Annotated in this window: 13 protein-coding genes; 9 read left to right on the plus strand and 4 right to left on the minus strand. The window is 64.5% G+C overall.

The genetic code is table 11. From position 1 onward, the window contains the following. The first annotated feature begins 1 nt into the window (after nucleotide 1). A complete protein-coding gene (locus tag ACWKWX_RS02945) occupies nucleotides 2-496 on the plus strand; it encodes a 2-thiouracil desulfurase family protein (protein ID WP_416421477.1) in 495 nt (164 codons plus the stop codon). 183 nt (nucleotides 497-679) lie between these two features. Beyond that, the gene (locus tag ACWKWX_RS02950) at nucleotides 680-1117 is read left to right on the plus strand and encodes a DUF4399 domain-containing protein (RefSeq protein WP_416421476.1); all 438 of its coding nucleotides are present in this window, start codon (nucleotides 680-682) and stop codon (nucleotides 1115-1117) included. 59 nt (nucleotides 1118-1176) lie between these two features. On the opposite strand, the gene serA is transcribed toward ACWKWX_RS02950, so the two are convergent. Further along, entirely contained in the window at nucleotides 1177-2406 is a 1230-nt protein-coding gene (gene serA / locus ACWKWX_RS02955; RefSeq protein ID WP_416421475.1) for a phosphoglycerate dehydrogenase, read from the minus strand. 173 nt (nucleotides 2407-2579) lie between these two features. On the opposite strand from serA, the gene ACWKWX_RS02960 reads away from it, so the two are divergent. From ACWKWX_RS02960 to ACWKWX_RS02970, 3 genes are all read left to right on the plus strand, one after another. Next, the gene (locus tag ACWKWX_RS02960) at nucleotides 2580-3974 is read left to right on the plus strand and encodes an FAD-binding oxidoreductase (RefSeq protein WP_483826993.1); all 1395 of its coding nucleotides are present in this window, start codon (nucleotides 2580-2582) and stop codon (nucleotides 3972-3974) included. An 18-nt stretch (nucleotides 3975-3992) separates the two neighbouring features. Next, nucleotides 3993-4658: a fumarylacetoacetate hydrolase family protein gene (locus ACWKWX_RS02965; protein ID WP_483826994.1), complete on the plus strand. Its 666-nt coding sequence runs from the start codon at nucleotides 3993-3995 to the stop codon at nucleotides 4656-4658. 107 nt (nucleotides 4659-4765) lie between these two features. After that, nucleotides 4766-5692 (plus strand): SdiA-regulated domain-containing protein, encoded by a 927-nt coding sequence (locus ACWKWX_RS02970; RefSeq protein WP_416421472.1) that lies wholly within the window; start codon nucleotides 4766-4768, stop codon nucleotides 5690-5692. Nucleotides 5693-5819: 127 nt separating this feature from the next. On the opposite strand, the gene rpiA is transcribed toward ACWKWX_RS02970, so the two are convergent. Continuing rightward, nucleotides 5820-6488, minus strand: a complete 669-nt coding sequence (rpiA, locus tag ACWKWX_RS02975) for a ribose-5-phosphate isomerase RpiA (protein WP_416421471.1) — start codon at nucleotides 6486-6488, stop codon at nucleotides 5820-5822. A 123-nt stretch (nucleotides 6489-6611) separates the two neighbouring features. Here rpiA and ilvA point away from each other — a divergent pair, with 123 nt between their 5' ends. Both ilvA and ACWKWX_RS02985 read left to right on the plus strand, forming a co-directional pair. Beyond that, nucleotides 6612-8126, plus strand: coding sequence for a threonine ammonia-lyase, biosynthetic (ilvA, locus tag ACWKWX_RS02980; protein ID WP_483826995.1), 1515 nt, complete (start codon nucleotides 6612-6614; stop codon nucleotides 8124-8126). A 43-nt stretch (nucleotides 8127-8169) separates the two neighbouring features. Continuing rightward, nucleotides 8170-8619, plus strand: coding sequence for a DUF2269 family protein (locus ACWKWX_RS02985; protein WP_416421469.1), 450 nt, complete (start codon nucleotides 8170-8172; stop codon nucleotides 8617-8619). A 68-nt stretch (nucleotides 8620-8687) separates the two neighbouring features. Here ACWKWX_RS02985 and ACWKWX_RS02990 read toward each other — a convergent pair whose 3' ends face one another. Then, the gene (locus ACWKWX_RS02990; protein ID WP_483826996.1) at nucleotides 8688-9344 is read right to left on the minus strand and encodes a histidinol-phosphatase; all 657 of its coding nucleotides are present in this window, start codon (nucleotides 9342-9344) and stop codon (nucleotides 8688-8690) included. A 141-nt stretch (nucleotides 9345-9485) separates the two neighbouring features. Here ACWKWX_RS02990 and ACWKWX_RS02995 point away from each other — a divergent pair, with 141 nt between their 5' ends. Beyond that, nucleotides 9486-9965 carry an RNA pyrophosphohydrolase gene (locus ACWKWX_RS02995; RefSeq protein ID WP_008364786.1) on the plus strand — a complete coding sequence of 160 codons (480 nt, stop codon included), beginning with the start codon at nucleotides 9486-9488 and terminating at the stop codon, nucleotides 9963-9965. A 22-nt stretch (nucleotides 9966-9987) separates the two neighbouring features. After that, complete coding sequence (gene ptsP, locus ACWKWX_RS03000; RefSeq protein ID WP_416421467.1) at nucleotides 9988-12267, plus strand: phosphoenolpyruvate--protein phosphotransferase; 2280 nt, start codon at nucleotides 9988-9990, stop codon at nucleotides 12265-12267. Between the two features lie 123 nt (nucleotides 12268-12390). Here ptsP and ACWKWX_RS03005 read toward each other — a convergent pair whose 3' ends face one another. After that, a complete protein-coding gene (locus tag ACWKWX_RS03005; RefSeq protein WP_483826997.1) occupies nucleotides 12391-13137 on the minus strand; it encodes an NRDE family protein in 747 nt (248 codons plus the stop codon). Nucleotides 13138-13224 lie beyond the last annotated feature (87 nt).

Here is a 13224-nt window from a genome sequence, read left to right on the forward strand (position 1 = left end):
CATGCACAAGATCCTGGTCAGCCGTTGCCTGCTGGGCCACCGCGTGCGCTACGACGGCGGTGCCAGCGGGCCGTTCGACCAGCTGGACCTGTGGCTTGCCGAGGGCCGCATCGTCGGCCTGTGCCCGGAAGTGGCCGGCGGCCTGCCCACCCCACGCCCTGCAGCGGAGATTCCCGGCGGGCAGGGCGTGCAGGTGCTGGAAGGCCAGGCCCGCGTGCTGACCCAGGCGGGCGAGGATTTCACCGAGGCGTTCATGCGCGGCGCGCAGCTGGCGCTGGAGGCCGTGCGCCGGCACGGCATTCGTATCGCGGTGCTCAAGGCCAACAGCCCGTCGTGCGGCAACCTGCTGACCTACGACGGCAGTTTTACCGCCACCAAGGTCACAGGCGAGGGCGTGACGGCGGCGTTGCTGCGCCGTGAAGGCGTGCAGGTGTTCAGCGAGCTTGAATTGGCTGAGGCTGACAAGGCTTTGAAAGCCATCGAAATGGCTGGCTGATTACCTGTGGGAGCTGGCTTGCCAGCGAGATTTTGTTCCGCTCCAACAGCTCGCTGGCAAGCCAGCTCCCACACCCCGGTTTGCATGAAACATGCTTTCGGGGGCGCATTCCAGAGCGCCCAAGTGGGTTATTTCGTCTAAGGTATTCCAGACAAAACCAGAACCGTTTCCTGGAGACCCCAAATGAAATCGCTATTTTCCCGCGCCGCCGTTGCCGGCCTGCTGATGGGTGCCTCGCTGCTGGCCACTGCCGATGACCTGAAAAGCGTCGAAGCCCCGGCGGGCGCCAAGGTGTTCATCGTTTCCCCAGCCGACGGCGCCACCGTCGACAAGACCTTCACGGTGAAATTCGGCATCGAAGGCATGAAGCTGGCCCCCGCTGGCGACCCCACGCCCAACACCGGCCACCACCACCTGCTGGTAGACGTCGACCAGCAGCCGCCAGCCAACCAGCCTTTGGCCGTGACTGACCACATCCTGCACTTCGGCAAGGCCCAGACCGAAACCACCCTGACCCTGGCCCCGGGCAAGCACACCCTGCAACTGCTGCTGGCCGACCGCTTCCACGTGCCGTTCAAGCCGGCGGTGGAATCGAAGAAGATCACCGTTACCGTGAAGTAGGCGTCACGGCAAAAAAAAGGGAGGCCCGAGGGCCTCCCTTTTTCATGACGCAGGCTTGCTTAGAACAGTACGCGGCTACGGATGGTGCCGTTGATCTGTTGCAGCTTGGCCTGGGCCAGGTCCGAGTACTCGGCGTCGACGTCGATCACCACGTAGCCGACTTTCTCGTTGGTCTGCAGGAACTGACCGGAGATGTTGATGCCGTTTTCGGCGAAGACCTTGTTGATCTCGCTCAGCACGCCCGGGATGTTCTCGTGGATGTGCAGCAGGCGGTGCTTGCCCGGGTGAGCCGGCAGGGCCACTTCAGGGAAGTTGACCGACGACACCGAGGTACCGTTGTCGCTGTACTTGACCAGCTTCTCGGCCACTTCCAGGCCGATGTTGGCCTGGGCTTCGGCGGTGGAACCACCGATGTGCGGGGTCAGGATCACGTTGTCCAGGCCACGCAGCGGGCTTTCGAAGATGTCGTCGTTGGAGCGTGGCTCCACCGGGAACACGTCGATGGCGGCGCCGATCAGGTGCTTGTCCTTGATGGCTTCGGCCAGGTGGTCCAACTCGACCACGGTGCCGCGCGCGGCGTTGATCAGGATGCCGCCCTTCTTGATGGCGCGGATTTCCTTCTCGCCCATCATCCACTGGGTGGCAGCGGTCTCAGGCACGTGCAGCGAGACGATGTCGGACATGCCCAGCAGCTCGGTCAGGCTGGCCACCTGGGTGGCGTTGCCCAGCGGCAGCTTGGTGATGGTGTCGTAGAAGAACACCTGCATGCCCAGGCTTTCGGCCAGTACCGACAGTTGGGTACCGATCGAGCCGTAGCCGACGATGCCCAGCTTCTTGCCACGGATCTCGAAGGAGTTGGCCGCGCTCTTGATCCAGCCACCGCGGTGGCAGGAAGCGTTCTTCTCCGGGATGCCGCGCAGCAGCAGGATGGCCTCGGCCAGCACCAGTTCGGCTACCGAACGGGTGTTGGAGTACGGGGCGTTGAACACGGCGATGCCGCGCTCGCGGGCCGCGTCCAGGTCAACCTGGTTGGTGCCGATGCAGAAGCAGCCGACAGCCACCAGCTTTTTCGCGCAATCGAAGAGCTCTTCGGTCAGCTGGGTGCGGGAGCGGATACCGATGAAGTGTGCATCGGCGATCTTTTCCTTCAGCTCGGCCTCAGGCAGCGCCTTGATGTGGTACTCGATATTCGTGTACCCGGCGGCCTTGAGGACGTCGACGGCGGATTGGTGGACGCCTTCGAGAAGAAGGAACTTGATCTTGCTCTTATCGAGAGAAGTCTTGCTCATCTGCGTAAACCTGTGTCCCGGAGAAAAAATGGCAGGGGGTATGAAGCGGGTCGCGAAACGGCGCCAAGCGCGGTTAGCGGGGGGCGTATGCTAGCATATCCCCCCCTTGATAAGCCCATCCCTGGGACGTGAAGTGTGCTCAGGGTGACTATGAATAGTTCGAGAGTTCTGCGATGACCCATCCTGCGTTTCTTGAAGAGCTTCAGACCCTGGTTGAACCCGGCAAGGTACTCACCGACGCCGATTCTCTCGAGGCTTATGGCAAGGACTGGACGAAACAATTCGCCCCGGCCCCCAGTGCAATCGTGTTCCCCAAGACCATCGAGCAAGTGCAGGCCATCGTGCGCTGGGCCAATGCCCACCAGGTGGCGCTGGTGCCGTCGGGCGGCCGCACCGGCCTGTCTGCCGCGGCCGTGGCAGCCAATGGCGAAGTCGTCGTGTCGTTCGACTACATGAACCGCATCGGCGCGGTGGATACCGTTGATCGGACCGTGGTCTGCCAGCCGGGGGTCATCACCAAGCAGTTGCAGAACCTGGCCAAGGATCACGACCTGTATTACCCGGTGGACTTCGCTTCCTCGGGCTCCAGCCAGATTGGCGGCAATATCGGCACCAATGCCGGCGGGATCAAGGTGATTCGCTACGGCATGACCCGCAACTGGGTGGCCGGCCTCAAGGTAGTCACCGGCAAGGGCGACCTGCTGGAGCTGAACAAGGACCTGATCAAGAACGCCACCGGCTACGACATGCGCCAGCTGTTCATCGGCGCCGAAGGCACCCTGGGCTTCGTGGTGGAAGCCACCATGCGCCTGGACCGGGCGCCGAAGAAACTCACCGCCATGGTGCTGGGTACCCCGGACTTCGACTCGATCATGCCGGTATTGCACGCGTTCCGCGGCAAACTGGATCTCACGGCGTTCGAATTCTTCTCCGACAAGGCGCTGGCCAAGGTCATGGCCCGTGGTGACGTGCCGCCGCCGTTCGCCACCGAGTGCCCGTTCTACGCGCTGCTGGAATTCGAGGCCACCACCGAGGAGGTCTCCAACGAGGCGCTGGCCACCTTCGAGCACTGCGTGGAGCAGGGCTGGGTGGTGGACGGGGTAATGAGCCAGAGCGAGCAACAGTTGGCCAACCTGTGGAAGCTGCGTGAGTACATCTCCGAGACCATCTCGCACCGCACCCCGTACAAGAACGATATCTCGGTGACCGTGGCGCAAGTGCCGGCGTTCCTCAAGGACATCGACGCGATCGTCAGCGAAAGCTACCCAGACTTCGAAGTGGTCTGGTACGGCCACATCGGCGATGGCAACCTGCACCTGAACATTCTCAAGCCCGAGGACCTGAGCAAGGAGGAGTTCTTCGCCAAGTGCGCGGTGGTGAACACCGCAGTGTTCGAGACGGTGCAGAAGTACAACGGCTCGATCTCGGCCGAGCACGGCGTGGGCCTGGTCAAGCGCGACTACCTGGACTACAGCCGCTCGCCCGCCGAAATCGACTACATGAAGGCCCTGAAGGCGGTGTTCGACCCCAATGGCATCATGAACCCAGGCAAGATCTTCCCGGTTTGATCAATCAAGGAGTCGGTCATGAGCTATCAGCATCAATACGTTGACGGTACCCGCATCCACTTCCCGGTGGGCAAGGTGGTGTGTATCGGGCGCAACTACGCCGAGCACGCCAAGGAGCTGAACAACCCGGTGCCCACCGAGCCGCTGCTGTTCATCAAGCCGGGCAGCTGCGTGGTGGCGGCCGAAGGCGGCTTCAGCATCCCCACCGAGCGCGGTTCGGTGCACTACGAGGCGGAAATCGCCGTGCTGCTGGGCAAGCCGCTGTCCACCAGGCCCAGCGAGGAAGAGGTGCTGGACGCCATTTCCGGCTACGCCCCGGCCCTGGACCTGACTCTGCGCGACGTGCAGAGCAAGCTCAAGGAGAAGGGCCTGCCGTGGGAGCTGGCCAAGGCCTTCGACGGCGCCTGCGTGCTGACGCCGTTCGTGGTGGCCAGCAGTTTCCCGGACGTGACCGACATCCCGGTGCGCCTGACCATCAACGGCGAAGTGCGCCAGGACGGCAACAGCAACCTGATGCTCAACCCCATCGTGCCGATGATCCAGTACATGGCCGCGCACTTCTCGCTGCAGGCCGGTGACGTGATCATGACCGGCACCCCCGCAGGCGTGGGCGCGCTGAACCCTGGCGACCAGCTGGTGCTGGAGCTGCCGGGTGCCAGCCGCTTCGAGATGGTTGTTGCCTGATCGGCGCTTTTTGCACTTTTTTAACACGCCATTTGGATAATGCGGCTTAATCGCCTGGCGCGCCCCTTGCGCGCCAGGCTCGCCGCATTTTTCAGGAACCCCTCCACATGGCCGTATCCCCCTCCAATTCCTTGCCTGCGCCTTCGCGCAAGCCACGCCTGTTGCAGCGCTGGTACGTCTGGTTGTTGCTGGTGGTGGTGGCCTATGTGGTCGCCGCCGTCATGCACTGGGACGCCCGCGCCAAGCTGTGGGTGGTCGAGCGCCTGACCCCGCAGGCTGAACGCGACGCCGCCGTGTGGCTGCCGGACTACCATGCCTTCATCGACGGCAAGCTGCTGCCGGGCATGGAAAAGGACGAAGCCTCGGACCTGACCTACAACCCCGAGACCAAGACCCTGTTCTCGGTGATGGGCAAGAACGCCTTCCTGGTGGAGCTGAACCTGGAAGGCGACGTGTTGCGCAAGATGCCGCTCAACGGCTGGTCCAACCCCGAGGGCGTGGCCTACCTGAGCGGCGGCCGCATGGCCATTACCGACGAGCGCCAGCACCTGATGACCGTGGTGCAGGTGACCCCGGACACCAAGGCGCTGAACCTGGCGGACTGGCCGCAGTTCGACCTGGGGCCATCGGCCAACCAGAACAAGGGCTTCGAAGGCATCGCCTGGGACCCGCGCCGCGGCCAGATCCTGCTGGGCGAAGAGCGCCCGGCGGCGATGTTCACCCTCAAGAGCGATGCCGAGGGCAAATGGCAGGGTGACAAGGTGAAACTGGCCTACACCACGCTGAACCTGCGCAACCTGTCGGCGCTGGGCGTGGACCCGCGCACGGGCAACACCCTGGTGTTGTCGGCGGATTCGCACATGCTGCTGGAGCTGGACCCTACGGGCAAGCAGGTCAGCTTCATGACCCTGCTGGGCGGCATGAACGGCCTGAAAGACACCATCCCCCGCGCCGAGGGCGTGGCGATGGACGAAAGCGGGACTATCTACATGGTCAGCGAGCCGAACCTGTTCTACGTGTTTCGCAAGTTCTGAAGCCTGACGCGTAACATCCCGTAGCCGCTGCCGCAGGCTGCGCTGGCCCTCAGCCACGCTGGAGATCTCCAGTGTTCATCAGGGCCAGCGCAGCCTGCGGCAGCGGCTACGTTTTGTGCGGTACCCGTCAGCGCAGGCTCTTCACGCCTTCCGAAGTCCCCAGCAACAGCAGGTCGGCCGGGCGCGCCGCGAACAGGCCGTTGGTCACCACGCCAACGATGGCGTTGATCTGCGCTTCCAGCGCCACCGGGTCGGTGATCTGCATGTTGTGCACGTCGAGGATGATGTTGCCGTTGTCAGTGATCACGCCTTCACGGTACACCGGGTCGCCGCCCAGTTTCACCAGCTCGCGGGCCACGTGGCTGCGGGCCATGGGGATGACCTCGACCGGCAGCGGGAAGGCGCCCAGCACCGGTACCAGCTTGCTGGCGTCGGCGATGCAGATGAAGGTCTTGGCCACGGCCGCGACGATCTTCTCGCGGGTCAGGGCCGCGCCGCCGCCCTTGATCAGGTTCAGCTTCTCGTCGCTCTCGTCGGCGCCGTCCACGTAGAACTCCAGGTCGCTGACCGTGTTCAGTTCATACACCGGGATACCGTGGCCCTTCAGGCGCGCGGCAGTGGCTTCGGAGCTGGCAACGGCGCCGTCGAAGGCTCCCTTGTGCTGGGCCAGGGCGTCGATGAAGCAGTTGGCGGTCGAGCCGGTGCCAACGCCGACGATGCTCTTGTCGTCCAGCTTGGGCAGAATGAAGTCGACAGCAGCCTGGGCGACGGCCTGTTTGAGTTGGTCCTGGGTCATGCGGGCTCCGGAGCGGGCATAAAAGGCGGGGGGAAGGGCGGCATTATACCCCTTTGCTGTGGTCCTTGGCTGGAACGCTGGGGTAGACTCGCAGGTCTTGCTCAACCGCCAGTGATGCTTCCGATGCTCGAACAGTACGTTAAGAAGATCCTCACCTCGCGCGTCTATGACGTTGCCGTGGAAACTCCCCTGCAGGCCGCCGGCCAGCTGTCCAAACGCCTTGGCAACCATATTCTGCTCAAGCGCGAAGACCTGCAGCCGGTGTTTTCCTTCAAGATTCGCGGCGCTTACAACAAGCTGGCGCAGTTGAGCGACGAAGAACGTGCCCGTGGCGTGGTCACCGCCTCGGCGGGCAACCATGCCCAGGGCCTGGCCCTGGCCGCACGGGAAATGGGCGTGAAGGCCACCATCGTGATGCCCAAGACCACCCCCGAAATCAAGGTCGAGGGCGTGCGCTCGCGCGGCGGCAAGGTCGTGCTGCACGGCGATTCCTTCCCCGAGGCGCTGGCCTATTCGCTGAAGCTGGTGGACGAGAAGGGCTACGTCTACATCCACCCCTACGACGACCCGCACACCATCGCCGGCCAGGGCACCGTGGCCATGGAGATCCTGCGCCAGCACCCTGGCCAGCTCGACGCCATCTTCGTGCCGGTGGGCGGCGGCGGCCTGATCGCCGGCATCGCCGCGTACGTGAAATACCTGCGCCCGGAAATCAAGATCATCGGCGTCGAACCCGATGACTCCAACTGCCTGCAGGCGGCCATGGCTGCCGGCGAGCGCGTGGTGCTGCCAACCGTGGGCATCTTCGCCGACGGCGTGGCGGTGGCACAGATCGGCCAGCACACCTTCGACATCTGCAAGGATTACGTCGACGAAGTGATCACCGTCAGCACCGACGAAATCTGCGCGGCAATCAAGGATATCTACGACGATACCCGCTCGATCACCGAGCCGGCAGGCGCGCTGGGCGTGGCTGGCATCAAGAAGTACGTGGAACTGCGCGGCGTCGGCGGCCAGACCCTGGTGGCCATCGACTCGGGCGCCAACGTCAACTTCGACCGCCTGCGCCACGTGGCCGAGCGCGCCGAGCTGGGCGAAGGCCGCGAAGCCATCATCGCCGTGACCATCCCCGAGCAGCCGGGCAGCTTCAAGGCCTTCTGCGAGGCCATCGGCAAGCGCCAGATCACCGAATTCAACTACCGCTACAACACCGGCCGCGAGGCGCACATCTTCGTTGGCGTGCAGACCCACCCGGACACCGACCCGCGCGCGGCGCTGGTGGCCAGCCTGAGCGAGCAGGGCTTCCCGGTGCTGGACCTGACCGACAACGAACTGGCCAAGCTGCACATCCGCCACATGGTCGGCGGCCACGCCGTGCAGGTCAGCGACGAGATGGTGCTGCGCTTCGAGTTCCCGGAGCGTCCGGGCGCGTTGTTCAACTTCCTCAACAAGCTGGGCGGGCGCTGGAACATCTCGATGTTCCACTACCGCAACCACGGCGCCGCCGATGGCCGCGTGGTAGCAGGCCTGCAGGTGCCGGCCGAGCAGCGTGGGGAAGTGGCTGCCGCGCTGACCGAGATCGGCTATCCGTTCTGGGACGAGACCGACAACCCGGCCTACCGCCTGTTCCTGGGCTGACTGCTAGACTGTAGAGCATCGACACCCGCACAGGAGCTGCCCCATGGAAACCCTGAGCCTGCTGAAAATGCTCCACGGCATCGCCACCGCGCTGCTGTTGGGCAGCGTGGCCGCGGTGCTGTTCCAGACCTGGCGCGGCTGGCGCGGCGGCGACAAGTCGGCCTTCGCCAGGACCCTGCAACGGCCGTGGCTGTACGCCTGGATTCTGATGGGCGTCAGCGTCGCGAGCTTTCCCTTCACCGGCTGGTGGATGATGCACACCGTGGGCTGGCCGCTGGGCCAGGCCTGGCTGCTGGGCGCCTCGGTGCTGTACGTGGTGGGGGTGGCGGGGTTCCTGCTGCTGGTGCGCCGCACCATTCGCTGGCGGCAGGCGGCCGTGGCCTACAACCAGGTGCAGGTGGTGAAGCAGCGCAAGTTCAGCGTGGTGTTCGCGGCGGTGTCGCTGGTGGTGCTGGTGGCGATCCTGGCGTTGATGCTGGCTAAGCCGGTGTAGGCTGGACGCGGCCTTCGGCCGCTGCTACGGACCCGTAGCAGCGGCCAAAGGCCGCGTCAGGGCCCACATCAATCGCGCAACGACATCACCTTCCACCCCCGCCGCTGCGCTTCGGCCAGCAGGTTCGGGTCGGCGTCCACCACCACCGGGTGGGTCACCTTCTCCAGCAACGGCAGGTCGTTCATGGAGTCGCTATAGAAGTAGCTGTCTTCCAGGTCGAAGCCGTTCTCCTCCAGCCAGCGGTTCAGGCGCGTCACCTTGCCTTCGCGGAAGCACGGCACGTCGGTGCTGCGGCCGGTGTAGCGGCCGTCGACCATCTCGCATTCGGTGGCCAGCAGGGTGTCCACGCCCAGGCGCGCGGCAATCGGGCCGGTGACGAAGCGGTTGGTGGCGGTGATGATCAGCAGCTTGTCGCCGGCGTCACGGTGCTGCTGCAGCAGCGCCAGGGCCTTGGGCAGGATGATCGGTTCCACGCAGTCGCGCATGAAGTCGGCGTGCCATTCGGCCAGCTGGGCCATCTCGGTGGTCGCCAGAATCTCCAGGCTGAAGTTCAGGTAGTCGGTCAGGTTCAGCTTGCCGGCCAGGTAGTCCTGGTAGAACGCGTCGTTGCGGTTCTTGTATTCCACCGGGTCGAGGATGCCGCGCTCGCACAGGTAGTCGCCCCAGGCGTGATCGCTGTCGCCACCAAGCAGGGTGTTGTCGAGGTCGAATAAAGCCAGGCGCATGGAAGTTACTCGTCTGAAAACAGGAAAAGGCCCACAGAATACGGACTTTTCACAACAGTGCACATAAGGTATGCGGGTGCGTTGCTGCCTTGACGATCTTTGTGGAACAATGCCAAGACATGCGTTTGCGAGGTTGCTGCCGTGATCGACCCCGATGGTTTCCGTCCCAATGTCGGCATTATTCTGACCAATGATGCCGGACAGGTGCTGTGGGCTCGTCGTATCAATCAGGATGCCTGGCAGTTTCCACAGGGAGGTATCAACCCTCAGGAGACGCCGGAAGAGGCCTTGTACCGCGAGCTGAATGAAGAAGTGGGGCTGGAGCGACAAGATGTTGAAATTCTTGCCTGCACCCGCGGCTGGTTGCGTTATCGTTTACCTCAACGCCTGGTGCGTACCCACAGCCAACCGCTGTGTATCGGCCAGAAGCAGAAGTGGTTCCTCTTGCGCCTGGTCTCCAACGAACAGCGCGTGAGGATGGATTTGACCGGTAAACCGGAATTCGATGGCTGGCGCTGGGTCAGTTATTGGTACCCGCTTGGCCAGGTGGTGACATTCAAGCGCGAGGTGTATCGCCGCGCTCTCAAAGAGCTTGCCCCGCGCCTGCTGGCGCGCGACTGACGACGGAGTTCGACCCCGAGCCATGCTCAATACGCTGCGCAAGATCGTCCAGGAAGTCAACTCCGCCAAGGATCTCAAGACGGCGTTGGGGATCATTGTGCTGCGCGTCAAAGAGGCCATGGGCAGCCAGGTCTGTTCGGTCTACCTGCTGGACCCGGAAACCAACCGTTTCGTGCTGATGGCCACCGAGGGCTTGAACAAGCGCTCCATCGGCAAGGTCAGCATGGCCCCCAACGAAGGCCTGGTGGGCCTGGTGGGCACGCGCGAAGAACCGCTGAACCTGGAAAACGCTGCCGACCACCCCCGTTATCGCTACTTCGCCGAGACCGGCGAGGAACGCTTCGCCTCCTTCTTGGGCGCACCGATCATTCACCACCGCCGCGTGGTGGGGGTACTGGTTATCCAGCAAAAGGAGCGGCGTCAGTTCGACGAGGGCGAAGAAGCCTTCCTGGTCACCATGAGCGCGCAATTGGCCGGCGTCATTGCCCACGCTGAGGCCACCGGCTCGATCCGGGGCCTGGGGCGCCAGGGCAAGGGCATCCAGGAGGCCAAGTTCGTTGGCGTGCCGGGTTCGCCCGGTGCCGCCGTGGGTACCGCGGTGGTCATGCTGCCGCCGGCCGACCTCGACGTGGTGCCCGACAAGACCGTCACCGACATCAAGGCCGAACTGGAACTGTTCCAGACCGCGCTCGAAGGCGTTCGCAACGACATGCGCACCCTTTCGGCGAAGTTGGCCACGCAATTGCGCCCCGAAGAGCGCGCCCTGTTCGACGTCTACCTGATGATGCTCGACGACGCCTCGCTGGGCAGCGAGGTGACCAACGTCATCAAGACCGGCCAGTGGGCCCAGGGCGCCCTGCGCCAGGTGGTCACCGAGCACGTCAACCGCTTCGAACTGATGGACGACGCCTACCTGCGCGAGCGCGCCTCGGACGTCAAGGACCTGGGCCGCCGCCTGCTGGCCTACCTGCAGGAAGCCCGGCAACAAACCCTGGTTTACCCCGACAATACCATCCTGATCAGCGAAGAACTCTCGCCAGCCATGCTTGGCGAGGTGCCGGAAGGCAAACTCGTGGGCCTGATTTCGGTGCTTGGCTCGGGCAACTCCCACGTCGCCATCCTGGCCCGGGCCATGGGCATCCCGACGGTGATGGGCCTGGTGGACCTGCCGTACTCCAAGGTCGACGGCATCCAGATGATCGTCGACGGCTACAAGGGCGAGGTCTACACCAACCCCAGCGAGGTGCTGGCCAAGCAGTTCGCCGAAGTGGTCGAGGAAGAACGCCAGCTGGCCCAGGGCCTCGACGCCCTGCGCGAATTGCCGTGCGTGACCCTGGACGGCCACCGCATGCCGCTGTGGGTGAACACCGGCCTGCTCGCCGACGTGGCCCGTGCCCAGCAGCGCGGCGCCGAGGGCGTGGGCCTGTACCGCACCGAAGTGCCGTTCATGATCAACCAGCGCTTCCCCAGCGAGAAGGAACAGCTGGCCATCTACCGTGAGCAGCTGGCGGCCTTCCACCCGCTGCCGGTGACCATGCGCAGCCTGGACATTGGCGGTGACAAGGCGTTGTCCTACTTCCCCATCAAGGAAGACAACCCGTTCCTGGGCTGGCGCGGCATTCGCGTTACCCTCGACCACCCGGAAATCTTCCTGGTGCAGACCCGCGCCATGCTCAAGGCCAGCGAGGGCCTGAACAACCTGCGCATCCTGCTGCCGATGATCTCCGGCACCCACGAGACCGAGGAAGCCCTGCACCTGATCCACCGGGCCTGGGGCGAGGTGCGCGACGAAGGCACCGACGTGCCGATGCCGCCCGTGGGCGTGATGATCGAGATTCCGGCGGCGGTGTACCTGACCCGTGAATTGGCGCGCCAGGTGGACTTCCTGTCGGTGGGCTCCAACGACCTGACCCAGTACCTGCTGGCCGTGGACCGTAACAACCCGCGGGTGGCCGACCTCTACGACTACTTGCACCCGGCGGTGCTGCAGGCCCTGCAACACGTGGTCACCGAGGCCCATGCCGAAGGCAAGCCGGTGAGCATCTGCGGCGAGATGGCCGGCGACCCGGCGGCCGCGGTGCTGCTGATGGCCATGGGCTTCGACAGCCTGTCGATGAACGCCACCAACCTGCCGAAGGTGAAGTGGATGCTGCGCCAGATCAGCCTGGGCAAGGCCAAGGAACTGCTGGCGCAACTGATGAAGATCGACAACCCGCAGGTTATCCACAGCTCGCTGCAGTTGGCGCTGAAGAACCTGGGCCTGGCGCGGATGATCAACCCGGCTGCGCCGAAGACCCTGTAGGCCCTGACGCAGCCCAACCCCCGTAGCCGCTGCCGATAGGCTGCGCTGGCCCGTGAATCCCGTGAAGATCTTCAGCGTGGATTAGGGCCAGCGCAGCCTTCGGCAGCGGCTACGCAGTGTGCACTACAGGCTCAGGTCCACCTCCCCCAACGCCCCGCCATACGGCCCGAAGCTGCGCTCCACGATGCGCCGCGAACCCTCGGCGCGCACGATCAGTGCCGTGCTTGCCCGGGTGCCGTAGTTCTCGCTGGCAATGAACACGCTCGACAGCAACGACTCGGTCGCCAGGCCCACGCCAGTGTCGGGCAGGGCGCCATCGGCAGCGCGCTCCGGGTCCCGCAGCAGGGCCAGCAGCCCTTCAGGCCGGGGATCATCCACTTGCGCCGCCAATGCCGCCTTCGCCTTCAGCAGTTTCGGCCATGGCGTGTCCAGCCCGGCGTTGGACAGCCCGTACACGCCGCTGGCGAGGTCCCGCGGCAGGCGTTCACGCTGGTTGAAATAGCACAGCCGCCCGGCCGCCCCCAGCAGCAGGTTGAACCCCGAATACTCGCCGGCACGGCTGCCGATGTCGTCCAGGTATTGATCAATCGACACCTGGCTGGTCAGAAAACGCGCAACCAGGTCGCCGCGCGAGCGCCGGCCCAGGGGCTGGCCGGGGTCGCGAATGTTGGTCAGGGCGGCAAAGCGCCCGTTCGGCCCCAGCCCCAGCCAGGTGCCGCCGGCTTCCAGGTCGCGGCCGGCGTGCACGCCCTCGGCGTCCTGCCAGTGGCCCAGCGGCAGGCTGGGGCGGGCGTAGAATTCGTCGCGGTTGGCGGCCAGCACCAGCGGCACGGGGTGCCCGGGGCGCCAGGCGAATACGATCAGACACATGAGGTTAGCCTTGTGTTTTGTTTCACTGTACCCGCACTCCGTCCCTGCACAGTAGAGGCGACGGGTCCTATCCGTTACCATGCGCTC

The organism is Pseudomonas imperatae (assembly GCF_057128625.1).

Bases quoted from the DNA above. Each gene is read 5' to 3' on its own strand.
- ACWKWX_RS02945 (WP_416421477.1), top strand. From the start codon at position 2: ATGCACAAGATCCTGGTCAGCCGTTGCCTGCTGGGCCACCGCGTGCGC.
- ACWKWX_RS02950 (WP_416421476.1), top strand. From the start codon at position 680: ATGAAATCGCTATTTTCCCGCGCCGCCGTTGCCGGCCTGCTGATGGGT.
- serA (WP_416421475.1), bottom strand. From the start codon at position 2,406: ATGAGCAAGACTTCTCTCGATAAGAGCAAGATCAAGTTCCTTCTTCTC.
- ACWKWX_RS02960 (WP_483826993.1), top strand. From the start codon at position 2,580: ATGACCCATCCTGCGTTTCTTGAAGAGCTTCAGACCCTGGTTGAACCC.
- ACWKWX_RS02965 (WP_483826994.1), top strand. From the start codon at position 3,993: ATGAGCTATCAGCATCAATACGTTGACGGTACCCGCATCCACTTCCCG.
- ACWKWX_RS02970 (WP_416421472.1), top strand. From the start codon at position 4,766: ATGGCCGTATCCCCCTCCAATTCCTTGCCTGCGCCTTCGCGCAAGCCA.
- rpiA (WP_416421471.1), bottom strand. From the start codon at position 6,488: ATGACCCAGGACCAACTCAAACAGGCCGTCGCCCAGGCTGCTGTCGAC.
- ilvA (WP_483826995.1), top strand. From the start codon at position 6,612: ATGCTCGAACAGTACGTTAAGAAGATCCTCACCTCGCGCGTCTATGAC.
- ACWKWX_RS02985 (WP_416421469.1), top strand. From the start codon at position 8,170: ATGGAAACCCTGAGCCTGCTGAAAATGCTCCACGGCATCGCCACCGCG.
- ACWKWX_RS02990 (WP_483826996.1), bottom strand. From the start codon at position 9,344: ATGCGCCTGGCTTTATTCGACCTCGACAACACCCTGCTTGGTGGCGAC.
- ptsP (WP_416421467.1), top strand. From the start codon at position 9,988: ATGCTCAATACGCTGCGCAAGATCGTCCAGGAAGTCAACTCCGCCAAG.
- ACWKWX_RS03005 (WP_483826997.1), bottom strand. From the start codon at position 13,137: ATGTGTCTGATCGTATTCGCCTGGCGCCCCGGGCACCCCGTGCCGCTG.